Genomic DNA, 26,411 nt, shown 5'->3' with positions numbered 1-26,411 from the left:
CGGTCAGGCCGCGGCGCGTGCCGCCCTGCGCATGTCGAGGGAGCCCGCGATGGCCATGCGCAGCACCTCCGAGGTGCCCTCGTAGATGCGCAGGGAGCGGATCTGCCGGTACAGCCGCTCGGTGACGGAGTCCCGGACGATCCCCGCCGCGCCCAGCAGCTGCACCGCGCAGTCCACCACCTCCTGCGCGGCCTCGGTGGCGTGGACCTTGGCGATGTTGGAGTGCCGGGCGAAGCGGCGGCTGCCCCGGTCGGTCTCCCAGGCGGCCCGCGCCACCAGCAGCGAGGCCGCGTTCAGCTGCACCTCCATGTCGGCGAGCCGGGCCTTGACCAGCTGGAGGTCGAAGAGCACGGACCCGTACGCCTCCCGCGCCAGGACGTGCGCGAGGGCGGTGTCGAAGGCGCGCCGGGCGAAGCCGAGGGCGGCCGCGCCGACGGTCGTGCGGAACCGCTCCAGCAGGTCCACGGCGACCACGAACCCCTTCCCCGGCCGCCCGAGCACCGCGTCGGCCGGCAGCCGGCAGTCCTCGAAGGCGAGGTGGGCGAAGGAGCGCGGGGCGATGGAGTCGATCCGCTCGACCCGCAGCCCGGGCGTGGCGGCCGGCACCAGGAAGGCCGACAGGCCCAGCGGTCCCGGTCCCTCCCCCGTGCGGGCGATGACCACGAACAGGTCCGCGATGGTGCCGTTCGCGATCCACGCCTTGCGGCCCTTCAGCGTGTACGAGCCGTCCCGCTCGCGCACCGCCTCCAGCCCGACCGACGCCAGGTCGGACCCGGCTTCCTTCTCGGAGACCGCGAACGCCCCGATCAGGGTGCCCGCGGCCATCCCGGGCAGGTAGCGGCGGCGCTGCGCCTCGCTGCCGAAGCGCAGCAGCGGGGTCGCGGCCAGCGCCTGGACGGAGAAGGCGAAGTCGGCCAGGTCCTCGGCGTAGGCGAGGGCCTCGCGGCGCAGGCACACCGCCCGGAAGTCGTCCACCGGGACGCCCCGCGGGTCGAGTTCGGTGAGCCAGCCCGCCGCGCCGAGGGCGCGCACGAGGCGGCGTCCGGCGGCGTCCGGGTCGAGGGCGCGGGCCTCCTCCCACAGCACGCGGTTGCTGTCGCACCAGGCGCCGGCCACCGCGGCGAGGCGGCGGTGGGAGTCCTCGTAGAAGGGGAGGGCGAGCACCTCGGGGTCGAAGCTCGTGGTCGGTTCCATGGTCCGGCTCCTCAGATGACCAGCTCGGCGGGGGCGTCGGCCACCTCGGCCCCGGCGGCCCGGACCCGCTTGACCAGGGCGTGTTCGATGAAGAAGGCGAAGGAGGCGTAGCCGCGCCAGATCCGCCGCCAGGCGCGCTGGACGGCGTCCTCGCCGGAGAGGTGGCGGACCTCGTCGAGGTGGGCGACGACGAGGTCGGCGGACTGGCGGGCGTGGCCCGCCGAGAAGTTGTCGATGGACAGGTGGGCCTCTTCGTAGGCGACGTCGAGGCCGTGCCGGCGCAGTTTCTGGATCTCGTGCATCCGCATCGCGCCGAGGCCGAACATCTCGATGCCCAGGTTGTAGCCAAGGATCTCGTCGTAGAGGGTGTCGGGGAACAGCGACAGGCAGAGCTGGTGGACGGAGAAGCCGTAGAGGTGGTCCGGCAGGTCACCCTGGTGCAGGAAGGCCTCCTGCCGGATGTGCGGCAGGTCCATGTCCATGCTGGCCAGGACCTTGTGGATGATCGTGATGTGGTTCTTGGCCATGTCCCCGCGGCCCATCTCGTCCGCGTAGATGGAGAAGAGCATGTCGTCGCTGCGCCGGCCGCGGCGGCCGAGGTTGCCGACGCGGTGGGCCCAGGTGCCGTCGATGAGGCTGCCCAGGGCGTACGTGGACTGCTCGAAGACCACCTCGTCGCGGGAGGGGATCTCGGTGAGCGGCTCGTACGGGTCCACGAGCTTGTCCCAGTAGATCCGTTCGACCCGTTCCAGCAGGGCCTCGGGGGTGTACGGGAACCAGGAGGCGTCGGTGAGCAGGCCCTCGGCCCCGTGCTCGAAGAGGATCTCGGCCTCGGCGAGGCCGGCCTCGGCGCGGGCGCGGGCGAGCGGCAGCACGTTGGGGTGGCGTTCGAAGTTGACGAGCCGGTGGAAGAACCGGCGGTGGTCCTCGGGCCCTTCGGGCGCGCGCACCAGGATGTCGGCGGGGTCGGCGGCGAGCCGCGCGCTCCAGGCGCGGGCGGGCGCGTCCCCGGCGGTGGCGGGGGCGAGGCCGGCTCCGGCGGGCTCGCCGTCGGCGATGGCGCGGGCCCAGTCGGTGAGGACGGCGGCCTCGCGCTCGTCGAAGATGCCGAACATGGGGCCGCCGAACTTGACGGCCTTCAGGAAGCGGCAGGGGCCGCCGTCGCGGGCGGGCCTCAGCTGGCGCGAGGCGCGCAGTTCGCGGACGAAGGCGGCCGCGTCGAGGTCGCCGGTGTCGAGCCAGTCGGTGAGCGCCCGGGTGCCCAGGCGTACGGCGGAGTGCTGGCGGCCGGCGTGCGGCGCGTGCCGTTCGACGATCCGGGCGACCTTCGCGTCCAGCGACAGCCCGTCGTGCCAGGCGGCGAGCTCGGCGAGGGAGGCGGTGTGCTCGCGCTCCAGGCGCAGCAGGAGGCGTACGGCGGCCAGCGCGCGGCGGCGGTCGGCGGGGCCGGTCGGGGAGTCCTCGGTGAAGGCGAGGTAGGCGGCGAGCACCGGCCGTACGTCGCCCTCGGCGAGCATCGGCTCGGTGCCGAGGAGGAGTTCGTCGAGGCCGAGGGCGTGGGCGGCGTAGTGGACGCCGACGACCTCGGGGAGGAAGGAGGCGGGCAGCCGGGACAGGGCCAGGTGGAAGGCGCCGTGCAGGGCGGTGAGCGGGCGGGCGCCGGCCTCGTCGAGGAAGGCGGCGGCCTCCACGCCGGGGAGGTGGACGCCGTGGCCGATGAGGGCCCTGCGGCGGCGGCCGAGCAGGCCGGCCTCGGAGGTGCCCTCGCCCTGGAGCAGCCAGTGCTGGCCGAAGAGGCGCCCGACGATCTCGGCGGGCTGGGTGGCGGCCTGCGAGAGGGTGTCGAGCCAGCAGCCTCCGGTCAGGGCGAGCGGGGCCCGCTGGCGCAGGACGGCGGTGCGGACCTCGGGGTCGGGGTGGGTGCGCAGCGGGGCGAGGACGGCGGCGAACTCGGCGCGGGCGGCCAGGACGTGGGCGGCGACGGCGTCCGCGTCGGCGTCGGGGCCGAGGGCGTCGGTCCCCGGGGCGTCGGCGGCCGGGTCCTCGGCCTCGTCGGCCGGGGTCAGGAAGGCGGCGAGGACGCGGCGGGCCGCGAGGAGGACGGCCTCGCTCTCCTGGTCGGCGATCAGGCGCCGGAAGAGCCCGGCGGCCGGCCCGGCGGTGATCCGGGCGGCTTCGGCGGCGCCTTCCGGGGAGGCCTCGAAGGGGCCCGAGGGCAGGGAGGTGGTGAGGTCGGGGAGGGTGAAGGCGGGCGCGTAGAAGCTGCGCGCCATGTCGAGGGAGGACTCCTCGTCGGGGGTCGGGTGCGCGCTCATGCCAGGGATCCTTCGGGTGCGGCTGCGGGTGCGCCGGCGTCGGCCGGGTCTTCGGGGGTGCGCGCGGCCGTCGGCAGCGCGCGGAGCAGGACGGCTATCCGTACGCCCGGGACGCTGGACGCCAGCAGGTAGTGCCCGTGGGGCTTGAGGGCCCCGTCCCGGGCGCGGTCGACGAGGTTGATCAGCGGGTCGGCGGCGAAACAGTGGCCCAGGCGCGGGATGTTGTCGAGGAAGAGCTGCTCGCGGGTGAAGCCGGCCTGGCGTTCCTTGAGGACGACGAGCGGCTTGTAGAGGTTGGCGTGGAGCACGCCCCGGATGTCGCCGATCTTCATGCCGGCCTCGTCGAGGATCTGCCGGTTGACCTCGCGGGCCAGGTCGGAGCTGATCTCGTTGGACCAGTCGAGGCCGGCCGGGTCCTGGGCCCCGGCGCCCGCGACGACCTCGTAGGCGTCGGGGCCGAGCGGGTCGGCGCTGACCAGGCAGGAGGCGGCGCCGTCGCTGAAGAGGGCGAAGTTCTCCATGCGGGCGGACTCGTCGGTGATCCGGTCGGCGGTGACGACCATGACCGTGCGGTGCATGCCGGAGGCCACGTACGCCTGTGCGGTGCGGATCCCGGCGAGGAGGTTGGCGCAGCGGCCGAGGGTGAGGCCGGTGAAGGCCGCGGTGCCGAGGCCGGTGGCGGCCATCACGTTCTCGACGAAGGCGCCGTGGGTGCGCGGGCCGCCGGGGAAGCGGGTGGAGCACAGGACGAGGCAGTCCACGTCGGCCGGGGCGGCGCCCGCGCCGTCGAGGGTGGCGCGGGCGGTCTCGGCGGCCAGGGTCTCCAGGGACTTGGCCGTGCGGTACACCGAGCCCCAGCCCCACAGGTCGGCGCGGGGCGGCATGCCGAACCGGCGGGCGCGTTCGCGCAGGCCCTCGACCGTGGTGTGGTCGCAGCGGAGTTCGCCGAGGACGTAGCGGGGTGCGGACAGGTGGACGGCGGCGGGGGCCGGGCGGGCCCCCGGGCCGGCGGGCGCGGTGGGTGTCGCGTACGGAAGGCTCACGGTGCCGGATCGCTCTCTCGGTCGGCGGCGGACGGGGCGTTCGGGGCGGGGGCGGCGGACACGGTGGCGGCGGACCCGGGCGGGGTGGTGGCGGCCGGGGCCGCCAGGAGCGCGTTGGCCTCGGCGTACGGGAGGGCGTCCGCGCCGAAGCCGAAGGTGCCGGATCCGGTGATCTCGCGGGCGGCGCGGGTGAGGGCGCCGAGCGCGGCGCGGGACAGGGCGGAGCCGGTGCTGACGCGGCGTACGCCGAGGGCGCCGAGTTCGGCGACGGAGAGCTCCAGGGCGCCGGTCATCAGGACGTTGACGGGCCGGGAGACGGCTGCGCAGACGGCCCGGACCGACTCGGCGTCGGGCAGGGCCGGCGCGTAGAGCACGTCGGCGCCCGCGGCCTCGTACGCCCGCAGGCGGCGGATGGTGTCGTCGAGGTCGGGCCGGCCCAGGAAGAAGTTCTCGGCGCGGGCGGTGACGGTGAAGGGGAAGTCGAGCCCCTTGGCCGCCTCGACGGCGGCGGCGACCCGCTCGACGGCCTCGTCGAGCGGCCGCAGCGGGTCCTCGTCGCGGCCGGTGGCGTCCTCGACGGAGCCTCCGGACAGGCCGGCCGCGGCGGCGAGGCGGATGGTCTCGGCGACGTCCTCGGGGCGCTCGCCGAAGCCGCTCTCCAGGTCGGCGGTGACGGGCAGTCCGGTGGCGTCCACGATGGCCGCGGCGTTGGCGAGGAGCTCCTCGCGGGTCAGCCGGCCCGCGCCGTCGGGGCGGCCGAGGCTGTGGGCGAGCCCCGCCCCGGTGGTGGCGAGGGCGGCGAAGCCGAAGGAGGCCAGGATGCGGGCGCTGCCGGCGTCCCAGGGGTTGGGGACGACGAAGGGGCCGGGGCCGTCGTGCAGGTCCCGGAAGGCCTCGCCGCGCCGGAGTCGGGCGGCGGGGTCGGTGCTGGGGCTGTGGCTCATGAGGGGTCCTCGCTGGGGGTGCCGTCGTACGTCGGGCGGGCCGTCAGATCAGCTCAACGTACTCATCACCGGGGACCGTTGATCCCGACGCCACCGGCTTCGTCACCTTCGCCGCCGCCGCTGCCGTACGGGCCAGGGAGCGCAGCAGGGAGGTGGCGGCGTCCGCTCGGTCCTCGAAGTAGAAGTGGCCTCCGACCGCCCAGTGGCGCCGGGGCGGGGCGGCGCATTCGCGGGACCAGGGGTCGAGCGCGGCGGGGCCGACGTGCGGGTCGTCCGTGCCGTTGAGCAGGGTGACCGGGACGCTGAGCGGGGGGCCCGGGCGGTAGCGGTGGGCGGCGACCATGCGGAAGTCGGCCTTCAGGTGCGGCAGGAGGAGTTCCTGTACGGCCTCGTCGCGCATCACCTCGGGCGGCAGGCCGCCGAAGAACCCGACGGCCTCGGTGAAGGCGCGGCCTTCCAGGCGGGCCGTCTCGACGACGCGGGGGGTGGGCAGCAGGGAGGGGGCCGCGCATCCGGAGGCGACGAGGCCGGCGAATCCGCGCACGCCGTCCAGGCGGCGGGCCACCTCGAAGGCCAGGGCCGCGCCGAAGCTGTGGCCGAAGAGGAGGAAGGGGCGGCGGCCGGTGGTGTCGTCGGCGAGGGCGATGGCGGCCGCGGCGCCGTCGGCGAGGGCCGCGAGGGAGGCGGGGGCCGGCTCGCGGAAGCGGTGGCCGCGGCCGGGCGGGCAGACGGCGGCGATCAGCGCGTCGCCCTCCAGGGCGGGCTGCCACCCGAGGAAGGTCCGGGGGTTCCCGCCGGCGTGCGGGAAGCAGTAGACGCGGACGGCGGCGGGGGCGGGGCCTGCGGCGGTCTCGGAGGTCAGGAACCAGGGGGAGGCAACCACGAGGATCAGCCATTCCTTTGCCGGTCGGTCAGTGGCGGGAGGTGATGCAGTGCAGGACGGGGCGTCGGTGGGCGATCAGTTCCAGCCAACGTCGTTGGTGGAGGTGGGGGTGGGCGCCGGGGTGGTCGCGGGCTGCGGGTTGTTCCAGCCGACGTCGCCCGCCTCACCGTTCTCACCGGCGGCGACGTGCGGGTTCACGAGGTTCCAGCCGACGTCGCCGGAGCGCAGGTGGCTGACGGAACCCGCGGGGGTGGCGTCCTGGGCGGCGTGGGTGGCGAAACCGGCGACCGCCGTTCCGAGTCCGAGGGCCACGCCGGCCGTCGCGAGAACCACGCGTCCGCGGATTCCCGAAACACGGTTGGCCGGACGAGTCACCATGCGGTTCTTCCCCATTTTGCCCAGTCCCCTCGAGTCGTTTCGTGTTCGGACATTCCAGGAACGCCAAACCGAGGCGGTATCCGGGTGGTCCTGATCTCCGGTGCGCCTTCTCGGTGTTCGTTCCTGCGGTGAGACCAAATCTCCCCTGCCCGCTCGAGAGGAACTAGACCTACGATGGCTCCGGTTTACGCATTGCGGGAACCCACGGGGTCTCAACCGATGCAAACAGCTCCATACCGGACAGACAGGGGTGGGTAGTGGACGTAGTCAAATACGTCAAAACCGCACAGAGCGGTGCACCTGCGGAGCTGTGCTCGGCCGCGGCGGGGGAACCGCAGGCCTTCTTGCGGGAACTCGCAACACACCTGGGTCTGCTGGCGCAGGAGGCCGCCCAGCAGGCGGCCCGCCCGGCCGCGGCGGCGGCCGTCGAGGCGCCGGCCGAGGAGGTCGTGGGTCCCGGCGTGCGGTATCTGCACGGCCTGGGCAGCATCTCGACGGCGATCAACGAGGCCCTCGGGGCGGTCCGGCGGGACATCCTCACCGCCCAGCCCGACGGGGCGCGGCCCAGCGCGGTACTGAAGGACGCGCTGGAATCCGTACGCCGGCAAATCTCGGCGGGGGTCGCGATGCGGACCCTGTATCAGCACACCACGAGATTCGACGAGGCGACGAAGGAATACGTCCGCGCCGTAACGGAATATGGCGCTCAAGTACGGACGCTCGAAGAATTCTTCGACCGTTTGATCATCGTGGACGACGTCGCCTTCATTTCGGCGAACGAGGACCGTACCACGGCGATCTCGATTACCGAACCGACTATCGTACGATTTCTCCGCGACACGTTCGACAAGGCCTGGGACCGGGCGAAGCCCTTTCCCTTCGTCCCCCTCCACGCCGCGAAGGCGGCCGACGAGGTCGTCCCGGCGATCCGGGAGTCGATCAGCCGCCTGCTGGTGGAAGGGTACTCGGACAAGGCCATCGCCCGCCGCATAGGGATCAGCGAGCGCTCCCTCCAGGCCCATATCGCGGCCATCAAGCAGGAACTCGGCGCGCACAACCGATTACAGCTCGGTTACCTCCTGGGGCGCAACGAGGCGACGTACGTGGTGTGACGGGGGCGCGGGGGCGGACGCTACTGCCGGTTGAGGTAGGTGAGGACCGCGCGGACGCGGCGGTTGGTGTCGTCGTCGTCCGTGATGCCGAGTTTCCCGAAGAGGGAGGTCGTGTACTTGCTGATCGCGCCCTCGCTGAGGAACAGCCGGCGGGCGATGGCGTGGTTGGACAGGCCCTCCGCCATCAGGGCCAGCACGGAGCGCTCGCGTTCGGTGAGGCGCTCCAGCCCGCGGTCGGGGGCGCTGCCCGACAGCAGCTTCGCGATGACCGCCGGGTCCATGGCGGTGCCGCCCTCCGCGACCCGTTCCAGGGAGCCGATGAACTGGTCCGCGTCGAACACGCTCTCCTTGAGCAGGTAGCCGACGCCGCCGGTGCCGTCGGCCAGCAGTTCGCGGGCGTAGAGCTGTTCGACGTGCTGGGAGAGGATCAGGACGGGCAGCCCGGGGATCTCGGCGCGGGCGGTGAGGGCCGCGCGCAGGCCCTCGTCCGACTGCGTCGGGGGCATGCGGACGTCGACGACGGACACGTCCGGGCGGTGCGTCCGCAGGACGTCGAGGGTCTCGGGCCCGGTGGCGGCCGTGGCCACCACCTCGTGCCCGAACGCCTCGATCAGGCGGACCATCCCGTCGCGCAGGAGGTACAGGTCTTCGGCTACGGCTATGCGCATGGCACTGCCATCCTCACACGGGTCGGGCCGCCGTGGGGACTGGTGATCGCCAACGTGCCGTCGAAGACGGCGAGACGGCGGCGCAGGCCGGCGAGCCCGCCGCCGGGCCGGGCGTCGGCCCCGCCGCGGCCGTCGTCCTCGACCTCCACGACGATGCCCGTCTCGTCCCGTACGAGGGAGACGTGCGCCCGGTTCGCCCCGGCGTGCTTGGCCGCGTTGGTGAGGAGCTCGGCGACGCCGAAGTAGAGGGCGGACTCGATGGGCGGGTCCAGGTGCAGCGGGCCGCCGGCCCTGACGGCCACGTCGAGGGGGACGTCCAGCGCGAGCGCGCGGACGGCGTCGACGAGACCGCGCTCGCTGAGGACGGGCGGGCTGATGCCCCGGATGAGCTCGCGGAGTTCGGTCAGCGAGGCGGCCGCCCCGGCCCGCGCCTCCCTCATCAGCGCCCTGGACTGCTCGGGGTCCCGGTCCATCAGCGCCTCGGCGGTGGCCAGGGAGAGCCCGAGCGCGACGAGGCGGGCCTGCGCGCCGTCGTGGAGGTCCCGCTCGATGCGGCGGATCTCGGCGGCCTGCGCGACGGTGGCGTCGGCGCGCTGGACGGTCAGCTCGTCCACCCGCTCGGCGAGCAGCATCGCGGAGGAGGGACCGAGGAAGCGGACGGCGACCCGGTGCAGGGACCGCCAGGCGTACGGGGCCGCGCCGACGGCCACCGCCAGCGCACCGGCCCCGGTCAGGCGGGCGGCGGCCCCGGACCCGGCCGGCCCGGCGCCGGCCAGCCCGAGCACCGCCACCGCGAGCGCCGCCGGCGGGACGGCGGCCACCAGCCCGGCGGTGAAGGGCGCGATGACGGCGAACCGCAGGTCGCGCCAGGTGGCGGGGTCGCTCCACCACAGCCGCATCCGCTGGTCCATGACGGCGTCGCGGCGGCTGCGTTCGTAGCTGAAGCCGTTCCACCAGTACCCGGTGGACAGCTGCATCACCGGCCCGGCCTCCCGGTACCCGCCGGGTATCGCGGTACCGGTCCACCGCGCGACGAGCGCCCGCACGGCCCGGCAGACGGCCTGCGCCAGCGCCAGGGTGCCCGCGCACACGATGACGGCGGGCCCGATCCACGACCACGGGTGCTCCGCCCCGCACCACACCGCCAGTCCCACGGCGGCGGCCCACACCGCGGGGAGCAGCAGGCAGACGCCGGCGGCGGCTCCGGCCCGCCAGAACCCGACCCCGGCCCGCACGATCCAGGGCCGCTCCCGTCCCATGACCCCTGGTACCTCCATGGCTCCCCCTCGGCTCCTTCGTCCGTGCACCGTTCGACGCCACCACTGTGCACCGTCCGGAGCCCGCACCACCCGGGCCGGGGAGGGGAGTGGGGCTGGACCCACCCCCCTGTGGGGCCAGGCCGATACCCCGCCGTGCGGCCGCTCCGTAGCGTCATGGCCATGGAAACCAACGCGAACACGGCGCCGGCCGCCCCCGCTTCCGCGGCCCTCCTCGACACCCCCGCCGCCCAGGCCGCCTTCACCACGACGCGGACCGCCGTCAAGGTCTACGCAGCCCTCACCACCGCCGCCTTCCTCGCGGTCGTCGCGGTGGCGAGCACGGGCCACATGGTGAACCCGTTCATGTGGACCCGGGCGATCCTGCTCCCCTTCATCGCGGTGCTCCTGCACCGCCTGGCCCTCTCCACCGCCGGCGGCTCCCGCCGCGCCTACGACCGCCTGCGCACCATCACGGTCGTCTTCCCGGTCGCGGTCATCGGCGTCGACCTGATCCCGGGCGTCTGCCCCTGGTGGTACGCGGTGATGCAGACGCTCTGCGTCCTCCCGGCCCTCCGCATCGCCCTCACGATGCGCGACACGGCCCTGCGCACGGCCTTCCCGAAGACCCGCTGAGCGCGCGCCCCGGTGCGGGGTGGAAGACTGCCGGCATGAGCGAACCGAATCCCAAGGCAGAGCTGCTCCGTTACCTGCAGGAGGGACGGGACGCCCTGGTGTGGAAGCTGGAAGGGCTGTCGGAGTACGACGTCCGCCGCCCGCTGACCCCCACGGGAACGAACCTGCTGGGACTGGTCAAGCACGTCGCCGGTGTGGAGCTGGGCTACTTCGGGGACACCTTCGGCCGCCCGTTCTTCCGGGAAGAGCCGCCGGGCTGGTGGTACACGCAGGACGCGGAACCCAACGCGGACATGTGGGCCACCTCCGACGAGTCGCGCGAGGACATCGTCGGGCTGTACCGGCAGGCGTGGGAGCATTCCGACGCCACGATCGCCTCGCTGGCGCTCGACACGGTCGGACGCGTGCCGTGGTGGCCCGAGGAGCGGCGGGAGATGACGCTGCATCACGCCCTGGTCCGCGTGATCTCCGATACCCAGCGCCACGCCGGCCACGCCGACATCCTGCGCGAGTCCCTCGACGGATCCACCGGCGAGTCGAAGGGGAGGAACAGCCTGCCGGCGGAAGACCGGGCCTGGTGGGAGAACCACCGCGGCCGACTGGAGCGCGTGGCCCGCCGCTTCGGGGAATGACCCGGAAGGCCCTTCCGGCCGGCGGGAAGCCCCACGCCCCCTCCGGCACCGCCCTGCCCGGACCCCGCTACTTCGCCGCCGCTGCCACCCGGGCCGCCCCGCTCGGCCGCCTGCGGGAGACCGAGACGCCGGCCAGGCAGATGGCGCCGCCCAGGAGGGTCAGCCAGCCCGGGATCTCGTCCAGGGCGAACCAGGCGATGAGGACGACGACCGCCGGGACCGCGTACGTCGTCGCGCCCATCTTGCCCGCCGTCGTGCGAGACAGGGCGTAGGTCCAGGTGGTGAAGGCGAGGGCGGTCGGAAAGAGGCCCAGGTAGACCATGTTGAGGGTGGCCGACAGGGGTGCCGCGGGAAGCTGTGCGAGGAGCTGGCCGGCGAAGGGGAGGGTGCAGGCCGTGCCCACGAAGCAGCCGTACGTGGTGACTTGGATCGGGTCCGCGTGCCGCAGGGCGGGCTTCTGCGAGACCACTCCGGCCCCGTAGGCGAGCGCGGCGACCAGGCAGAGCAGCACCCCGGTGAGGGAGGACGTGCCGCCCTTGGAGGTGGACATGCCCACGACCACGGCCCCGGCGAAGGAGACGCCCATCCCGGCGAGCAGCATCGGCGGGAACCCCTCCTTCAGCAGCCAGCCGCTGAGCAGGGCGATGACGATCGGGCCGATGTTGACAACCATGGCGGCGGTGCCCGCGTCGACGCCCTGCTCGCCCCAGTTCAGCGTCACCATGTAGAGCCCGAACCAGAGCACCCCGGACGCCAGGATCCCGGGCCAGGCCTGTCGGGGCGGCAACGGCACCCGCTTGACCAGCAGGACGACGCCCAGCGCGACCGAGGCCGTCAGGAGGCGTCCCAGTGCGAGCGCGCCGGGGCCGTAGTGCTCGGCGGAAGCGCGGATGGAGACGAATGCGGAGGCCCACAGCGCGACGGTGACGGAGGCCGCCAAGAGGGCGCGGTGATCGATGCTGGAGTCGCCAGGCGATTGGTCCATGCGCGTCAATGTATTGATGGGTATCGGCCTTGCCTACAGCATTTCCCGCGCAATAAGGCCATGTCAGAGCGCTGTCAGCAGGGCGCACAGGCGTTCGGCGTAGGCCTTGGGGTGGCTGGTGTTGCCGTTGTGGCCACCGGGGAACGTGCGTATCTCCTCGCCCACCAGGTCCGCCAGTGCGACGGCGCAGGCGACGTCGAAGACGGTGGCGGGGGTCGTGGCGCCGACGGCCGGGATGATGCGGGTCGGGACGGCGGCCAGGGCGGCGGGGTCGAGGGTGTCCTGGACGATCGCCGAGAAGTCGTGCTCGACGAAGTAGTCGAAGTTGGCGCGGCGCCGCTCGTCCAGCGGCTGCGGGGTGAGGCCCGGTTCGTAGTCCTTGCCGCTGGTGTCTATGCCGAGCACCAGGGCGGCCTCCCTGAGGGTCGCGGGGAGTCCGGCCGTGCGGTGGAGGTGCTGGAGCTCGACCAGCTCCGCCTCGTGCCGGGCGCGGTCGGCGGGGGGCAGCAGGCGCGGCGCGACCGGTTCGTGGGCGACGAGGGCGGAGAGCCGGCCGGGGTGGCGGACGGCCACGTGCAGGCCGATGACGGCGCCGAGGCTGCAGCCGAGCATCAGGGCGGGCTCGTCGGTGACGGCGGCGAGCAGGCGGCTGACGTCCTCGGCGTGCTCGACGAGGGAGGTGGTCCGGCCGGGCTCGTCCGGGCGGCTGCGGGACAGGCCCCGACGGTCGTAGGTCAGGACGGTGAACGCGCCGGCGAGGTGCGGGACGAGGTCGACCGTGCGGTCGGCGTCGCCCTCGCCGCTCTGGGAGATGAGTAACAGGGGCCCGGAGCCCTGGAGTCGGTAGTGGAGGGTGGCGCCGGGGACCGGGAGGGTGGAGGTGGAGACGCGGTGGCTGGACATGGCGGGAACGCTCCTTCGCGCGGTCGTTCGGCGCGGGCCCTCGCCCTGCGCTCTCCCTCGACATTAATCCATCGACATCGATACATCAAGAACGATGGATACATTTCGATGGATCTTTTCTGATGTAACTTGGGGCGGGTGGATGGAATCGAACTGTTCCTGCTGGGCCGGGCCCTGATGAAGCTCGGCGAGGAAGCCCTGCCCGAACCCCCCGGCGGCTCGGGGCAGTACGCGGGCGGCACCCGCTCCGTCGTCATCGTGGCGGGGGACATCGCCGCGCACCCGGACACCACCGTCGGCGAGACGGCGCAGCGTACGGGCCTGCCGCAGAGCCAGGTCTCGGGCGCCGTCGCCCGCCTGCGCGAGGCCGGTTCGGTGGTGACGGCCCCCGACCCGGCCGACCGCCGCCGGACCCTGGTGCGGCCGGCGCCCGGCGCCTCGGCCCGGGTGGCCGCCGTACGGGCCGCAGGGACCTCGAAGGTGGAGGAGGCCCTCGCCCGGGCCCTCGGAGAGGGCGGGGCCGAGCGGCTGCCGGAGGTGACGGAGGCGCTGGAGGTGCTGGCCCGGCACCTCGCGGTGCGGGGCGAACAGCCGGGCTGAGCCGCCCCCGGAAGGCCGCCGCCCGGGCCACCACCGGGCCGCCCCCCGGGACGCCACCGCCCCGCGCCGCCCGCGCGACGCCACCGCCCCCGCGCCGCCCCCGCGACGCTGCTGCCCCGGGCCGCTGCCGCCCCGGGCCGCCCCCGCGACGCCCCCGCGACGCCCCCGGCGCGCCGTCACACCGCGGCGGCGAAGGCCTCCAGGTCGTCGGCGATCGCGCGGACCACGGCCCCGTGCTGCCCGACCAGGTAGAAGTGCCCGCCGGGGAAGCCCCGGAAGGTGAAGGCCGCCTCCGTCAGCTCGCGCCAGCCCATGGCCTCGGCCGCACTCGTCCGCGGGTCGGACTCCCCGCAGAGCACGCTGACCGGGGTGCGCAGCGGCGGTCCCGGCTCGTGGCGGTAGGTCCCGACGGCCCGGTAGTCGCTGCGCAGCGCCGGGAGGACCATCTCCCGCAGCTCCGGGTCGGCCAGCAGCCCCGCGTCGGTACCGGACAGTGCCTGGACGTGGGCGAGCAGGGCGTCGTCGTCCCTGGTGTGGAGGTCGTCGTGCCGGGGCACCAACGGGGAGCGGCGGCCGGAGAGGATCAGGCCGCGCGGGCCCTCGCCGGACGCCTCCAGGCGGCGCGCCAGTTCGTACGCGAGGACCGCGCCCATGCTGTGCCCGAACAGCACCAGGGGCCGTCCCCGCCAGGGTTCCAGGGCCCCTTCCACCCCGCCGACGAGCCCGGCGACGGTGTCGGGGCCCGGCTCGCCCAACCGTTCCTGGCGGCCGGGGTACTGGGCGGTGAGGACCTCGGCGTGCGCGGCGAGGTCGCGGGAGAGCGGGAAGTAGAACGAGGCGTTGCCGCCGGCGTGCGGGAGGACGACGAGGACCGGGGCCGCGCCGGAGGGGCGGGCCGGCGGGTGGAAGCGGCGGATCCAGGGGTTGCCGGAGGCGGCGGCGCGCGCGGTGCTCACCGGTCGGTCCCGTGCGGGGCGTCCGTCAGCAGGAGTTTCTTCTGCGGCTTGCCCATCGCGTTGCGCGGGATGGACGCGACGAAGCGGACCTCGCGCGGGCGTTTGTGGACCGACAGGTGTGCGGCCACGAAGTCGGTCAGCTCGCCGCCCGTGACCCCCTCGGCGACGACGAAGGCCACGATCCGCTGCCCGAGGTCCGCGTCGGGGACGCCGACGACGGCCGCCTCGCTCACCCGGGGGTGGTCGAGCAGGGCGTTCTCGATCTCGCCCGCGCCGATCCGGTAGCCACCGGACTTGATCATGTCGATGGAGGCCCGGCCCACGATGCGGTGGACGCCGTCCTCGGGGTCGACGGCGGCGATGTCGCCCGTGCGGAACCAGCCGTCCTCGGTGTAGGCGGCCGCCGTGGCCTCCGGGCGGCCCAGGTAGCCGGAGAACAGCGTCGGCCCGGTCAGCTGGAGTTCGCCGATCTCGGCGCCCGGCTCGGCGGCGATGCGCGTGCGGATGCCGGGGAGCGGGGTGCCGACGGTGCCGGGGCGGACCTCGCCGCCGGCGCGGCCGCTGACGGTGATCAGGGTCTCGGTCATCCCGTACCGCTCCACGGGGCGGTGGCCGGTGAGGCGCTCCAGGTCCCGGAAGACGGGGGCGGGGAGGGCGGCGCTGCCGGAGACGAGGAGGCGGGCGCCGGACAGGGCCGCGGCGGCGGCGGGTTCGGCGGCGATGCGGGACCACACGGTCGGCACCCCGAAGTACAGGCTGCCGCCCGCGGCGGCGTACGCCTGCGGGGTCGGGCGGCCGGTGTGCACGAGGCGGCTCCCGGTGCGCAGGGCGCCGAGCACGCCGAGGACGAGACCGTGCACGTGGAACAGCGGGAGCCCGTGCACGAGGGTGTCCTCGGCGGTCCACTGCCAGGCCGCGGCGAGCGCGTCGAGGTCTGCGGCGAGGGCGTCGGCGGTGAGGACCACGCCCTTCGGGGGGCCGGTGGTGCCCGAGGTGTAGAGGATGAGGGCGGGGTCCTGCGGGCCTGCCGCGCGGGGCGCGGTCGCGTCGGACCGGCGGGCGAAGTCGACGGTGGTCAGGGCGGCGCCGGAGTCGCGCAGGATGTGCTCGCGTTCGGCGGGGCCGGCATCGGGGGGCAGCGGGACGAAGGGCACCCCGGCGAGCAGCCCGCCGACGGCGGCGGCGACGGTTTCGAGCGAGGCGGTCGCCGTGACGGCGAAGGCGGGGGCGCCGGCGACGTCGGCGGCCACGGCGCGGGCGGCGCCCAGCAGTTGCTCGTACGAGGCGGTACGGCCGGCTACGGCGACGGCGTCGGCGCGGTCGCCGTACGTACCGTCCAGGGCGGTCAGCACGCGGTCACTCCCTCGGGGTGGTGGGAGGCCAGGGTACGCGTCCGCGCCGGACCCGCGACCGGGCGGGCCTGGACCCGCCAGGAGTGCCGGTCCCGCCGGAGGGTGCGGGTGGGTCGGTGTGCGGGGCCGTCCCCCGTTCCGCCCCCCTCCGTTCCCGCCCCGCGCTCCCCCGGCTGCCGCTGGAGCCTTCCGGCGCCCCGCACTCCGACATATATTGAACGTGTTCAATTGAACGCGTTCAAGTCGAGGGGGTCCGTGGTGTCCGGAAGTCGGGAAGTGAGCGGTCGGCAGCGGGGTTGGGCCGTGGCCGGGGTGGTGGCCGCGGTGGCCGGGGCGTCCTTGTGGACCGTCATGATGCGGGGCATCCTCTTCGAGATCCCCTGGGCCACCGCTGCCGTGGCCGTCGTCCCGTTGCTGACCGTGGACCGTCCGAGGATCTTCACCCGCGCCTGCCTCGCCGTCGGATCGGGCCTGCTGGCCTGGTCGGCGATCGGGGCCGTGCTCCTCATGTTCGTGTTCCTGCCGGCGGCGCTGTTCCTGCTCTTCGCCGCCTTGGCCGAGCCCGGCAACCGCCCTGGCCCGGGGGTCTCGGCGGCCGTGCCAATCCTGCTCGCGGTCGGCTTGTACGTGGCGCTGGTCGCCTGTCAGTGACCGGACCCGGACGCCGGGGCGGCCGGGACGGGACCGGGCCCGCACCCCGGCGCGGGGTGCGGGCCCGGCAGGTGCGGGGCACGGAGGGGGGGTCAGATGACGCCCTGGGCCAGCATCGCGTCCGCGACGCGTTCGAAGCCCGCGATGTTCGCGCCCGTCACGTAGTCGCCCGGGGCGCCGTAGCGGGCCGCCGTCTCGTGGGCGACGCGGTGGATCTCGCGCATGATGCCCGCCAGTTCGTCCTCCACCCGGTCGCGGGCCCATGCCACGCGGCCCGCGTTCTGGGACATCTCCAGGGCGCTGACCGCCACGCCGCCCGCATTGGCGGCCTTGCCCGGGCCGAAGGCGACGCCCGCGGCCTGGAAGAGGTGGACCGCCTCCGGGGTGGTGGGCATGTTGGCGCCCTCCGAGACGGCCTTGACGCCGTTGGCGATGAGCATGCGGGCGTCGTCGGCCCCCAGTTCGTTCTGGGTCGCCGACGGGAACGCCACGTCCGCCGGGACCTCCCAGACCCGGCCGCCGGGCACGAAGCGGGCCGAGGGGCCGCGGCGGGCGGCGTACTCGCTGACGCGGCCGCGCTCGACCTCCTTGATCTGGCGCAGGAGGGCGAGGTCGATGCCCTTGTCGTCGATGACGTAGCCCTGGGAGTCCGAGCAGGTCAGCGGGTTGGCGCCGAGCTGCTGGAGCTTCTCGACCGTGTACAGGGCGACGTTGCCGGAGCCGGAGACCACGGCGGTGAGGCCGTCGAGGGAGACGCCCTCGACCGCCAGCATCTCGCTCGCGAACAGGACGCTGCCGTAGCCGGTGGCCTCCGGGCGGATCTCGGAGCCGCCCCAGCCCTGGCCCTTGCCGGTCAGGACCCCGGCCTCCCAGCGGTTGGTGATGCGCCGGTACTGGCCGAACAGGTAGCCGATCTCGCGACCGCCGACGCCGATGTCCCCGGCCGGGACGTCGGTGTGCTCGCCGATGTGGCGGTGCAGCTCGGTCATGAAGGACTGGCAGAAGCGCATGACCTCGGCGTCGGACCTGCCGTGCGGGTCGAAGTCGCTGCCGCCCTTGCCGCCGCCGATGCCCAGGCCGGTCAGGGCGTTCTTGAAGACCTGTTCGAAGCCGAGGAACTTCACCACGCCGATGTCCACCGACGGGTGGAAGCGCAGGCCGCCCTTGTACGGGCCGAGCGCGCTGTTGAACTCCACCCGGTAGCCGCGGTTCACGTGGACCCGGCCGCGGTCGTCCGTCCACGGCACCCTGAAGATGATCTGCCGTTCGGGCTCCACGAGCCGCTCGACGAGGCCGGCCTCCGCGTACTCGGGGCGCGCCTCGAACACGGGGGCCAGGGTGTCCAGGACCTCCCGTACGGCCTGGTGGAACTCGGGCTGGGCGGGGTTCCGGCGCTCGATGTCGGCCCTCAGTACATCCAGCCTGTGCTTCGGGTCGGTCACGTCTGATTCCTCTCCAGCGTCACGGGCGGGCGTGCGGGCCCTGGCGGGAGGGTACCCGTCCGCACGGAGCCTGAGGAGGTCCCGTCTCGCCTGCTGGGCCGGGAAATGCCGTCGTCACGGCGCGTGGCGCGTTCGCGACCGTACGATCGGACCCGGCGCGGCAACGGGCGACGAGGGGGAGACCCGCATGGAAACGGCACGGTTCGCGGCACTGATCGCGGCGACGATCACGATGGGGCTGGTCAGCGGCCTCTTCTACGGATTCACGGTGGCGGTCATGCCGGGGCTGCGGGCCTGTGGCGATCGTACGGTGGTCGAGACGATGCAGCGGATCAACACGGCGATCCTCAACGGCTGGTTCCTGCTGGGCTATCTGGGTGCGCTGGTGTTCACCGGGCTCGCCCTGGCCCTGCACCTGGCGGCCGGCGGGCCCGGCGCACCGGTGCCGCTGGCGGGGGCCTTCGTCGCGTACGTCCTCGCGATGGTCGTCACCGGGCGGGTGAACATCCCGCTCAACAACGCCCTGGAGCAGGCCGGCCCGGTGGAGCGGACGGCCGACCCGGCGGCCGTGCGCCGCGCGTTCGAGGGCCCGTGGGTCCGGGCGAACACGTGGCGCACGGCGCTGTGCGTGGTGGCGTTCGGTCTGCTGGTGTGGGAGCTGGTCCTGCACGGGTAGCCCCGACGGCGGAGGAAGGGGGTCAGCGCGGGGTGGCCCGGCCGTGGAGGAGGAGGGCGCGGGTGAGGGCGGCGAGGGCGGCGGTGCAGAGCAGGGTGCGCAGGATGTTCGTGGTGACCCAGGTGCCCTTGAACTTGTCGACCACCGCGAAGCCGGTCATCCGCGCCGCGTCGCCCGCGGCGGCGAGTTCGTTGTTCAGCGGGATGTTCACGGTGAAGGTGATCACCAGGACGGCGAGGTAGGCGGCGGCGGCCGCGCCCGCCCACACGGCGGGGCCCCGTCTGCCCTTGCGGTACTCGACGACGGCCGCGGCGGCGGTGACGAGCAGGGCGAGGACGAAGACGCTGCCGAAGAGGCCGTTGCCGTCGATGACGGCGTTGATGTGCTGCATGGCGGTGACGTAGGTGCGGTCGTCGCCCGCGGCCAGGCCGGGCATCACCGAGACGTCGAAGGCGAAGAACAGGCCCGCCATCAGGCCGACGAGGACGGTGGAGAGGGCGAGCAGGGGGCCGGCCGCGCGGTCGGCGGCGGACGGTTGCGTGGTGCCGGGGGAGGTGCCGTGTTCCGGGGTCGCGCCGTGTTCCGGGTTCATGGGTCCGTCCTCACCTGTGGCCGGGTGGCTGGATACCGGCGGGCCCGTGCCCGCGCGCGCAGTGATCCTGGCATCCGTACGGGCTCCGTACCAGCGGTTCGCCCCGAAAACGCCGGACGGGCCGGGGAGTTGTCCCCGGCCCGTCTCCTGGCGGTTACCGGCCGCGGCGGCGCGGCGCGGCTCAGCCGTGGACGTGCAGCGGCTTGCCCGCGAGGGCCAGGTGGGCCTCGCCCAGGGCCTCGGTCTGGGTCGGGTGGGCGTGGACGAGGCTCGCCACCTCCGACGGCAGGGCCTGCCAGTTGAAGATGAGCTGGGCTTCGCCGATCTGCTCGCTCATGCGCGAGCCGATCATGTGCAGGCCGATGACGGGACCGTCGGCGAGCTGGACGAGCTTGACGTCGCCGGCCGTCTTGAGGATCTTGCTCTTGCCGGTGCTGCCGGCGTTGAACCTGCTGACGACGACCTTGTCCTCGCCGTAGAGCTCCTTGGCCTTCGCCTCGGTGAGGCCGACGGAGGCGATCTCCGGCTCGCAGTAGGTGACGCGGGCGACGCCGTCGTAGTCGATGGGGGTCACGGGCAGGCCCGCGACGCGCTCGGCGACCAGGATGCCCTCGGCGAAGCCGACGTGGGCCAGTTGGAGGGTCGGGACCAGGTCGCCGACGGCGGAGACGGTCGGCAGGCTGGTGCGCAGCAGCTCGTCCACGACGACGTGGCCGCGCTCGACGGCGACGCCCGTCTCCTCGTAGCCGAGGCCGGCGGAGACCGGGCCGCGGCCGACGGCGACGAGCAGCAGCTCGGCCTCGATCTGCTTGCCGTTCTCCAGGGAGACCCGTACGCCCGACTCGGTGTACTCGACGCCGGAGAAGCGCGAGCCCAGCTCGAACTTGATCTTCCGCTTGCGGAAGGCGCGCTCCAGGGACTTCGAGATGTCGACGTCCTCGGCGGGAACGAGGTGGGGCAGGCCCTCGACGACGGTGACGTCCACGCCGAAGGACTTCCAGGCGGAGGCGAACTCGACGCCGATGACGCCGCCGCCGAGGACGACCGCCGACTCGGGGATCCGGTCGAGGAACAGGGCGTGGTCGGAGGAGATGACGCGGTCGCCGTCGATGGTGAGGCCGGGCAGGGAGCGCGGCTGGGAGCCGGTGGCGAGGACGATGTGGCGCCCCTGGTAGCGGACACCGCCCGCCTCGACCTCGGTCGGGGAGACGAGGCGGCCCTCGGCCTCCACCAGGGTGAGGTTCTTGCGCGCCTTCAGGGTCCCCTGGAGGCCCTTGTAGAGGCCCGCGATGACGCCGTCCTTGTACGCGTGCACCCCGGCTATGTCGACACCGCCGAAGGTGGCCGCGACCCCGTAGGACTCGGCGCGGCGCAGCTCGTCGGCGACCTCGCCGGCGTGCAGGAGGGCCTTGGTCGGGATGCAGCCGTTGTGCAGGCAGGTGCCGCCCAGCTTGCCCTTCTCGATGAGGACGACGTCCAGGCCGAGCTGGGTCGCGCGCAGGGCGCAGGAGTAGCCCCCGCTACCGCCACCGAGGATGACCAGGTCGTGCACGCCGTCGGCGGAATTCTCCATTGCTGATGACACCTTTCTCTCCCGGCACGTGACCAGCGCGTGGCCGGCCCACCCGTCATGCTCTCATCTCCCTTCCACAGGAACCGGTTTGGGGGATTCGCCGTCCGTTGCCCCTCGAGGGAGCGCCGACCCGCGCGGGGCGCTTCAGCCGCCCTCGAGTCCGCCTCCACCCGCGGTGTGCACCATCTCCCCCGCACGACCTCGTCGCACTACGGATGGGTGAACACGACACGATGGCCGAAGACACGGGCGGTTCGCTCCCCGGCGGTGGTGCCGTGCCCTCCGGACCGGCCGCGCGCCCGTTCCCGTACGCCGTCTCGGGCACCACGCCGGACGCCCTGCGCGCGCAGGCGCGGCGGCTGCGCGCCCGGCTGGACGACGGTGGCGCCGTGGCCGGCGCCGGACTGTGCCGGGGCCTCGCCGGCAGCCGTACGGACTCCGAGCACCGCGCGGTGGTGGTCGCCGCCGACCGCGGGGAGCTGGCCCGCGGGCTGGACGCGCTCGCCCGGGACCAGCGGGCCGAGGGGCTGGTACGCGGCTCCGCGCGGCGCGCGGGGGGCCTGGCCGTCCTCTTCGCCGGCCAGGGCAGCCGGCGGCCGGGCACGGGCCGCGGGCTGTACGGGGCGTTCCCGGTGTTCGCCGACGCCTTCGACGAGGTGTGCGCGGAGCTGGGCGGGGGCTTGAAGGACCTCGTCCTCGGGGACGGCGCCGACGCCCTGGACCGGCCGGGCACCGCACAGCCCGCGCTGTTCGCCGTCGAGGTGGCGCTGTACCGGCTGGTGGAGTCCTGGGGCGTGGTGCCGGGGTTCGTCGGCGGGCACTCGGTGGGCGAGATCGCCGCCGCGCACGTCGCCGGGGTCCTGTCCCTGGAGGACGCCGCCGCGCTGGTCACCGCGCGCGGGAGGCTCATGGAGGCCCTGCCCGGGGACGGGGTCATGGTCCGCGTCGGGGCGGGCGAGGAGCGGGTCGCCCGGCTGCTCGTGCCCGGCGTGGCCATCGCCGCCGTCGACGGGCCGGACACCGTCGTCGTCTCGGGCGCCCGCGGGGCCGTCTCCGGTGTGGTCGCGCGGCTGGCCGAGCTGGACGTGAAGTCCAAGGTGCTGCGCGCCGGCCACGCCTTCCACTCCCCGCTGATGGATCCGGTCCTGGACGCCTTCGGCGAGGCCGTCCGCGGCCTGGACTTCCGGCCGCCGCGCATCGCCTTCGTCTCCGCCCTCACCGGCGGCCTGGTGACGGACGGGATCGCCCGCCCCGAGTACTGGGTCCGCCACGTCCGCGAGACCGTCCGCTTCCGGGACGCCGTCCGCACCCTGGAGGCCGAAGGGGCCTCCGCCTTCCTGGAGTTGGGCCCCGACGGCCTCCTGACCCCCATGACCCGCGCCTGCCTCGCGGGTGCCGGCGCGGCCGCCGTCCTGGTGCCGGCCCTGCGGCGGCAGGGGGACGAGGTGCGGTCGCTGCTCACCGCGACCGCGAGCCTGTACGTCCACGGCGCCCTCGCCGAACTCCCGCTGGGGATCCCCGCCGGCCCGGCGGACGCCCCCGGCGACGAGGGGGCGGGGGCGGATCCGTCCGGGACGGCGGGAACTGCGGCGGGAACGGCGGCCGGGGCCGCACCGGCGCCCCGGACGGAAACGGAACCGGAACCGGAGACGACGGCGACGGCGGCGGGCATGACCGCGACCGGGCATCCGCTGGCCGCGTACCGGCTGGACCTCCCGGAGGCCGGCTCCGTCCTGTTCACCGGGACGGTCTCCGCGCGCAGCCACCCCTGGCCGGCGGGCGGAGAGGTGCCCGTCGCCGCGCTCGTGGAGGCGGCCCTCGCGGCGGGCGCGGCCGTCGGTCTGCCGGAGGTCGCGGAGGCGGCCGCCGAGGCCGCGCTGGTGCTGCCCGAGCGGGGCGGGGTCCGGCTGCAGCTGCTGGTGCAGGCCCCCGACGAGGCGGGCCGGCGCCGGCTGACCGTGGCCTCGCGGCCGGACGCGGCGTCCGCGGACGAGCCGTGGGTGCGGCACCTGACGGCGGCCCTGGCCCCCGGCCGGGCGCCGGCCGGGGGCGACGGCCCGGGCGCCGCCGCGTGGCCGCCGCAGGACGCCGAACCGCTGGACGTGGACGGGGAGCATCCCGCCCTGGAGCGGGCCTGGCGCCGCGGCGAGGAGTTCTTCGCCGAGGCGGCCCTGCCGGACGGACAGGTGGCGCGGGCCGGGGCGTACGCCCTGCACCCGGCCCTCCTGGAAGCCGCGCTGCACCCCGTACTGGCCGCCGGGGAGGAGCCGTTGGAGCCCGCCGCCTGGAGGGGTGCGGCCCTGTACGCGACGGGCGCCGCCTCCCTGCGGGTGCGGGCGGCGCGGGGGGCGTTCGGGGTGGTGGAGCTGGAGCTCGCGGACGCCGGGGGCGGCCCGGTGGCGGCCGCCACGGTCACCCTGTCGGCCGTACCGGAGGGCGCTCGCCGGGGCGGACGGCCCGTCGTCCCGCTGCGCCCGGTGTGGGAGCGGGCCGCCGACGCCCCGGAGGCGGCCGCCTCGGTGACCCGGGCGCTGGTCGGCTTACCGGCGGACGGCGGGCGGGGCCCGTCGGTGCTGCCGGACTGCGACGGGGCCCCCGTCCACCCGGGGCTGGCGGGCCTGCTGGCCGCGGCCGGGCTGCCGGAGCTGGTCCTGGCGCCGCTGACGCGGGCCGGGGACGGAGGTGAGGTGTCCGGGGCCCGCGTGCGGGCCGCGGTGGACGAGGTCCGCGAACTGGTCGGCTCCTGGCTCGCCGAGGAGCGCTGCGCGGGCACGGCGCTGGCCGTCGTGACGAGCGGCGCGGAGGAGGTGCTGCCCGGCGAGGACGTCCCCGACCTGGCCGGCGCGGCCGTACGCGGCTTCGTGCGCTCGGTGCAGGCGTGGCTCGCCGAGGAGGGCGCGCGCCGCCTCATGCTGGTGGACATGGACGACAGCGACGCCAGCCGCAAGGCCCTGGTGCGGGCGCTGGGCGGTGCGGAGCCGGAGCTGGCGCTGCGTGACGGCGTCGCCCACGCGCGGCGGCTGGTGCGGGCCGAACCCGTTGCGGCGGGGGCGCTCGCGGCCGGCGGCCCGGAGTCGGTGCGGCTGAGCGGCGCCTCCGACGGGCCCTGCGCCGAGGAGGCCGCCCGGCAGCTGGTCGAGGGGCACGGCGTACGGCTGGCGGGGCCCGGTGAGGAGGCGGCGGCGATCGTCCACCTGGCCGGGCCGGACGGGCCGTCGCTGGAGGCCGCGGTGGACGCCGCGCTCGCCCTGGACGGGCACACCACGCCGCTGGCGTTCGTCACCACCGTCGGGGGCGTGGTCGGCGCGGGCTGCGCCGAGGAGACCGCCGTCCTGGGCGCGTTCCTGACCGCGCTGGCGGCCCGCCGCCGCGCCGCCGGGCTGCCGGCGGCCGTCCTGGGCTGGGGTGCCGACCCGGAGGGCGTCCCGGCGGGCCTGGTCCCGTTGTCCGGGGCCGCCGGGCCGGCGCCGCTGGGGCACGCGCTCGCGCGGAGCCTGACCCTGGTCTCCGCGCGCGCCGACGCGGGCCCGCTGCGGGCCGCGGGCGGGCCCGTGCCGGCGCTGCTGCGCGCCCTGGTCCCCGTACGGCCCCGCCGGGCGGTCAACCGGTGGCCCGGCGGGGCCCTTTCACCGCGCGAACGGCTGGCGGCGCTGCCCGCCGGGGAGCGGACGGCGGTGCTGACGGACCTGGTGCGCGGGCACGCGGCCGCCGCCCTCGGGCACACCGGCGCCGAAACCCTGTCCGTGGAGCGGCCGTTCACCGAGCTGGGCCTGCGTCCGGAGGGCGCCCGGCGGCTGGCCGGTGCGCTGCGCGGGGCGACCGGGCTGGTGATCGCCCCGCTCGTCGTCTTCGACCACCCGTCGGTGACGCGGCTGGCGGGGTACCTGGCCGGGCTGCTCGACGGGGCGCCGCAGGCCTCCGACGCCGCCCGGCGGGCCGGGGGCACGTTGGCCGGGCTGCTGCGGGGCGCGCACGCGCAGGGCCGTACCGCCGAGGGCGCGGCGCTGCTGATGGCGGCGGCCGAGCTGGTGCCCGGCTACGACTCCCGCGCCGGGGTGGCGCAGTGGCCGGCCCCGGCCGGCCCGGCGCCCCACCGGGAGGGCGCGGCGGGGCTGTTCGCGTTCCCCTCGCTGGGCGCGTCCTCGGGCCCGCACGAGTACCTGGGGCTGGCCGCGGCCCTGGCCGGCGAGCGGGGCCTGACGGTGCTGCCGCACCCCGGGTTCGCGGGGGAGGCGGTGCTGCCGCGCAGCCGGCAGGCCCTGGTACGGGCACAGGCGGAGGCGGTCGCCGCCGCGGCGGGAACGGCACGGCCGGTGCTGTTGGGACACTCGTCCGGAGGCTGGGTCGCGCACGCCGTGGCCCGGGAGCTTCCGGAGATCGGCAGGGAGGCGGCGGCAGTGGTGCTGCTGGACACGTACGCGCGCGGTGAGGGCCGCCATGGGCTGGCGGTGCTGATGGAGCGGATCCTCGACCCCGACGGCCCGCTGGGGGTGCCCGACGACGGGCGGTTCCTGGCGATGGGCGGCCATCTGCGGGTGTTCGCCGACTGGACGCCGGAGCCGGCGGCGGCACCGACGCTGCTGGTGCGCGCCGCCGCGTCGGCGGCCTCGGCCGCGGGCGGCTGGGAGTACGCCGACCACGTGGCGCAGGTGCCGGGCGACCACTTCTCACTGCTGGACGCGGACGCGGGCGCGGTGGCGGCGACCGTGGACGGCTGGCTGCGGAAGGTGGCCCGCTGATGGCGGCGGCCGGGCGGCTGCTCGCCGTGTCCGACCTGCACGTGGTGCACGCGGAGAACCGGCGGCTGGTCGAGGAGCAGATCGTGCCGACGTCCCCGCGTGACTGGCTGCTGGTGGCCGGGGACGTCAGCGAGACGGCGTCCGAGATCGAGTGGGCGCTGGGCCTGCTGCGGGACCGTTTCGCGCGGGTGGTGTGGACCCCGGGCAACCACGACCTGTGGACGCCGCGGGACGACGCGGTCTCCCTGCGCGGGGAGGCCCGTTACCGGTACCTGGTGGAGATGTGCCGGGGCCTGGACGTCCTGACGCCGGAGGACCCGTACCCGGTGTGGGAGGGGGAGGGCGGCCCGGTGGCCGTCGCCCCGCTCTTCGTCCACTACGACTACTCGTTCCGGGCCGCGGGGCTGACGAAGGAACAGTCCCTGGCGGCCGCCCACGAGTCGGGGGTGGTGTGCACGGACGAGTTCCTGCTGCACACCGACCCGTACCCGGACGCCGACAGCTGGTGCCGGGCCCGGGTGGCGGCGACGGAGGCCCGCCTGGACGAGGTGGACCCCGCGCTGGCGACCGTGCTGGTCAACCACTACCCGCTGGTCCGGGAGCCCACCGACGTCCTGCGCTACCCGCAGTTCGCGCAGTGGTGCGGGACCACCCTCACCGCGGACTGGCACCTGCGCTACCGGGCGGCGGCCGTGGTGTACGGGCACCTGCACATCCCCCGGACGACCTACCACGGCGGGGTGCGCTTCGACGAGGTCTCCATCGGCTACCCGCGCGAACGCCGCCAGCGCGGCCTGCCGCGGGGGGTGCTGCGGGACGTGCTGCGGCCGCGCGAGGGCGGGGGCTGAGCCCAGGCGGGGCCGGGAGGGGGTCTCCCCAGC

At 75.1% G+C, this 26,411-nt stretch carries 23 protein-coding genes; 8 read left to right on the top strand and 15 right to left on the bottom strand.

Features of this window, described 5'->3' with window-relative positions:
- Positions 1-3 precede the first annotated feature (3 nt).
- From AB0469_RS32665 to AB0469_RS32640, 6 genes are all read right to left on the bottom strand, one after another.
- Positions 4-1,194 (bottom strand): acyl-CoA dehydrogenase family protein, encoded by a 1,191-nt coding sequence (locus AB0469_RS32665; RefSeq protein ID WP_366455099.1) that lies wholly within the window; start codon positions 1,192-1,194, stop codon positions 4-6.
- 11 nt (positions 1,195-1,205) lie between these two features.
- Complete coding sequence (locus AB0469_RS32660) at positions 1,206-3,509, bottom strand: iron-containing redox enzyme family protein (protein WP_366455098.1); 2,304 nt, start codon at positions 3,507-3,509, stop codon at positions 1,206-1,208.
- Positions 3,506-4,552, bottom strand: a complete 1,047-nt coding sequence (locus AB0469_RS32655; protein WP_366455097.1) for a 3-oxoacyl-ACP synthase — start codon at positions 4,550-4,552, stop codon at positions 3,506-3,508. Before AB0469_RS32655 ends, AB0469_RS32660 begins: the two co-directional genes overlap by 4 nt.
- Positions 4,549-5,496 carry an isocitrate lyase/phosphoenolpyruvate mutase family protein gene (locus AB0469_RS32650; RefSeq protein WP_366455096.1) on the bottom strand — a complete coding sequence of 316 codons (948 nt, stop codon included), beginning with the start codon at positions 5,494-5,496 and terminating at the stop codon, positions 4,549-4,551. Before AB0469_RS32650 ends, AB0469_RS32655 begins: the two co-directional genes overlap by 4 nt.
- Positions 5,497-5,539: 43 nt before the next feature.
- Positions 5,540-6,379: an alpha/beta fold hydrolase gene (locus AB0469_RS32645; RefSeq protein WP_366455095.1), complete on the bottom strand. Its 840-nt coding sequence runs from the start codon at positions 6,377-6,379 to the stop codon at positions 5,540-5,542.
- Positions 6,380-6,454: 75 nt separating this feature from the next.
- Positions 6,455-6,712, bottom strand: coding sequence for a hypothetical protein (locus AB0469_RS32640; protein WP_366455094.1), 258 nt, complete (start codon positions 6,710-6,712; stop codon positions 6,455-6,457).
- A gap of 302 nt (positions 6,713-7,014) precedes the next feature.
- On the opposite strand from AB0469_RS32640, the gene AB0469_RS32635 reads away from it, so the two are divergent.
- Entirely contained in the window at positions 7,015-7,869 is an 855-nt protein-coding gene (locus AB0469_RS32635) for a LuxR C-terminal-related transcriptional regulator (protein WP_366455093.1), read from the top strand.
- A 20-nt stretch (positions 7,870-7,889) separates the two neighbouring features.
- Here the strand turns inward: AB0469_RS32635 and AB0469_RS32630 are convergent, their stop codons facing one another.
- Positions 7,890-8,537 carry a response regulator transcription factor gene (locus tag AB0469_RS32630; protein WP_366455092.1) on the bottom strand — a complete coding sequence of 216 codons (648 nt, stop codon included), beginning with the start codon at positions 8,535-8,537 and terminating at the stop codon, positions 7,890-7,892.
- Positions 8,528-9,796, bottom strand: coding sequence for a sensor histidine kinase (locus tag AB0469_RS32625; protein ID WP_366455138.1), 1,269 nt, complete (start codon positions 9,794-9,796; stop codon positions 8,528-8,530). Before AB0469_RS32625 ends, AB0469_RS32630 begins: the two co-directional genes overlap by 10 nt.
- Before the next feature lie 180 nt (positions 9,797-9,976).
- On the opposite strand from AB0469_RS32625, the gene AB0469_RS32620 reads away from it, so the two are divergent.
- Both AB0469_RS32620 and AB0469_RS32615 read left to right on the top strand, forming a co-directional pair.
- On the top strand, positions 9,977-10,429 hold the full coding sequence (locus AB0469_RS32620; RefSeq protein ID WP_366455091.1) for a hypothetical protein: 453 nt from the start codon (positions 9,977-9,979) through the stop codon (positions 10,427-10,429).
- A 35-nt stretch (positions 10,430-10,464) separates the two neighbouring features.
- Positions 10,465-11,061, top strand: coding sequence for a DinB family protein (locus AB0469_RS32615; protein ID WP_366455090.1), 597 nt, complete (start codon positions 10,465-10,467; stop codon positions 11,059-11,061).
- 67 nt (positions 11,062-11,128) lie between these two features.
- Here AB0469_RS32615 and AB0469_RS32610 read toward each other — a convergent pair whose 3' ends face one another.
- Both AB0469_RS32610 and AB0469_RS32605 read right to left on the bottom strand, forming a co-directional pair.
- On the bottom strand, positions 11,129-12,046 hold the full coding sequence (locus AB0469_RS32610) for a DMT family transporter (RefSeq protein ID WP_366455089.1): 918 nt from the start codon (positions 12,044-12,046) through the stop codon (positions 11,129-11,131).
- A gap of 63 nt (positions 12,047-12,109) precedes the next feature.
- On the bottom strand, positions 12,110-12,949 hold the full coding sequence (locus AB0469_RS32605; protein WP_366455088.1) for an alpha/beta hydrolase: 840 nt from the start codon (positions 12,947-12,949) through the stop codon (positions 12,110-12,112).
- 177 nt (positions 12,950-13,126) lie between these two features.
- On the opposite strand from AB0469_RS32605, the gene AB0469_RS32600 reads away from it, so the two are divergent.
- Positions 13,127-13,549: a MarR family transcriptional regulator gene (locus AB0469_RS32600; protein ID WP_366455137.1), complete on the top strand. Its 423-nt coding sequence runs from the start codon at positions 13,127-13,129 to the stop codon at positions 13,547-13,549.
- Positions 13,550-13,725: 176 nt separating this feature from the next.
- On the opposite strand, the gene AB0469_RS32595 is transcribed toward AB0469_RS32600, so the two are convergent.
- Complete coding sequence (locus tag AB0469_RS32595) at positions 13,726-14,505, bottom strand: alpha/beta fold hydrolase (protein WP_366455087.1); 780 nt, start codon at positions 14,503-14,505, stop codon at positions 13,726-13,728.
- Positions 14,502-15,857, bottom strand: a complete 1,356-nt coding sequence (locus tag AB0469_RS32590) for an AMP-binding protein (protein WP_366455086.1) — start codon at positions 15,855-15,857, stop codon at positions 14,502-14,504. The genes AB0469_RS32595 and AB0469_RS32590 overlap by 4 nt, the downstream gene beginning before the upstream one ends.
- Before the next feature lie 276 nt (positions 15,858-16,133).
- Between AB0469_RS32590 and AB0469_RS32585 the strand changes: the two genes are divergently transcribed.
- On the top strand, positions 16,134-16,508 hold the full coding sequence (locus tag AB0469_RS32585; protein WP_366455085.1) for a hypothetical protein: 375 nt from the start codon (positions 16,134-16,136) through the stop codon (positions 16,506-16,508).
- Positions 16,509-16,600: 92 nt separating this feature from the next.
- Here AB0469_RS32585 and gdhA read toward each other — a convergent pair whose 3' ends face one another.
- The gene (gdhA, locus tag AB0469_RS32580; protein WP_366455084.1) at positions 16,601-17,950 is read right to left on the bottom strand and encodes an NADP-specific glutamate dehydrogenase; all 1,350 of its coding nucleotides are present in this window, start codon (positions 17,948-17,950) and stop codon (positions 16,601-16,603) included.
- Positions 17,951-18,137: 187 nt separating this feature from the next.
- Here gdhA and AB0469_RS32575 point away from each other — a divergent pair, with 187 nt between their 5' ends.
- Positions 18,138-18,626 carry an anthrone oxygenase family protein gene (locus tag AB0469_RS32575; RefSeq protein WP_366455083.1) on the top strand — a complete coding sequence of 163 codons (489 nt, stop codon included), beginning with the start codon at positions 18,138-18,140 and terminating at the stop codon, positions 18,624-18,626.
- 22 nt (positions 18,627-18,648) lie between these two features.
- Here AB0469_RS32575 and AB0469_RS32570 read toward each other — a convergent pair whose 3' ends face one another.
- Positions 18,649-19,218, bottom strand: a complete 570-nt coding sequence (locus AB0469_RS32570) for an anthrone oxygenase family protein (protein ID WP_366455082.1) — start codon at positions 19,216-19,218, stop codon at positions 18,649-18,651.
- A gap of 181 nt (positions 19,219-19,399) precedes the next feature.
- Positions 19,400-20,791: a dihydrolipoyl dehydrogenase gene (lpdA, locus tag AB0469_RS32565; RefSeq protein ID WP_366455081.1), complete on the bottom strand. Its 1,392-nt coding sequence runs from the start codon at positions 20,789-20,791 to the stop codon at positions 19,400-19,402.
- A 233-nt stretch (positions 20,792-21,024) separates the two neighbouring features.
- Here lpdA and AB0469_RS32560 point away from each other — a divergent pair, with 233 nt between their 5' ends.
- Complete coding sequence (locus AB0469_RS32560; RefSeq protein WP_366455080.1) at positions 21,025-25,530, top strand: acyltransferase domain-containing protein; 4,506 nt, start codon at positions 21,025-21,027, stop codon at positions 25,528-25,530.
- Entirely contained in the window at positions 25,530-26,378 is an 849-nt protein-coding gene (locus AB0469_RS32555; protein WP_366455079.1) for a metallophosphoesterase, read from the top strand. The genes AB0469_RS32560 and AB0469_RS32555 overlap by 1 nt, the downstream gene beginning before the upstream one ends.
- The last annotated feature ends 33 nt before the right edge of the window (positions 26,379-26,411 follow it).

This window comes from Streptomyces sp. NPDC093801 (assembly GCF_040701585.1).
GTDB lineage: Bacteria > Actinomycetota > Actinomycetes > Streptomycetales > Streptomycetaceae > Streptomyces.
Note: the sequence above shows the minus strand (reverse complement) of the source record. Positions and strands in the feature narration are given on the sequence as shown.

Bases quoted from the DNA above. Each gene is read 5' to 3' on its own strand.
- AB0469_RS32610 (WP_366455089.1), bottom strand. From the start codon at position 12,046: ATGGACCAATCGCCTGGCGACTCCAGCATCGATCACCGCGCCCTCTTG.
- AB0469_RS32625 (WP_366455138.1), bottom strand. From the start codon at position 9,796: ATGGGACGGGAGCGGCCCTGGATCGTGCGGGCCGGGGTCGGGTTCTGG.
- AB0469_RS32620 (WP_366455091.1), top strand. From the start codon at position 9,977: ATGGAAACCAACGCGAACACGGCGCCGGCCGCCCCCGCTTCCGCGGCC.
- AB0469_RS32660 (WP_366455098.1), bottom strand. From the start codon at position 3,509: ATGAGCGCGCACCCGACCCCCGACGAGGAGTCCTCCCTCGACATGGCG.
- AB0469_RS32575 (WP_366455083.1), top strand. From the start codon at position 18,138: ATGGAAACGGCACGGTTCGCGGCACTGATCGCGGCGACGATCACGATG.
- AB0469_RS32605 (WP_366455088.1), bottom strand. From the start codon at position 12,949: ATGTCCAGCCACCGCGTCTCCACCTCCACCCTCCCGGTCCCCGGCGCC.
- AB0469_RS32560 (WP_366455080.1), top strand. From the start codon at position 21,025: ATGGCCGAAGACACGGGCGGTTCGCTCCCCGGCGGTGGTGCCGTGCCC.
- AB0469_RS32630 (WP_366455092.1), bottom strand. From the start codon at position 8,537: ATGCGCATAGCCGTAGCCGAAGACCTGTACCTCCTGCGCGACGGGATG.
- AB0469_RS32665 (WP_366455099.1), bottom strand. From the start codon at position 1,194: ATGGAACCGACCACGAGCTTCGACCCCGAGGTGCTCGCCCTCCCCTTC.
- AB0469_RS32615 (WP_366455090.1), top strand. From the start codon at position 10,465: ATGAGCGAACCGAATCCCAAGGCAGAGCTGCTCCGTTACCTGCAGGAG.
- lpdA (WP_366455081.1), bottom strand. From the start codon at position 20,791: ATGGAGAATTCCGCCGACGGCGTGCACGACCTGGTCATCCTCGGTGGC.
- AB0469_RS32555 (WP_366455079.1), top strand. From the start codon at position 25,530: ATGGCGGCGGCCGGGCGGCTGCTCGCCGTGTCCGACCTGCACGTGGTG.
- AB0469_RS32570 (WP_366455082.1), bottom strand. From the start codon at position 19,218: ATGAACCCGGAACACGGCGCGACCCCGGAACACGGCACCTCCCCCGGC.
- AB0469_RS32650 (WP_366455096.1), bottom strand. From the start codon at position 5,496: ATGAGCCACAGCCCCAGCACCGACCCCGCCGCCCGACTCCGGCGCGGC.
- AB0469_RS32600 (WP_366455137.1), top strand. From the start codon at position 13,127: ATGAAGCTCGGCGAGGAAGCCCTGCCCGAACCCCCCGGCGGCTCGGGG.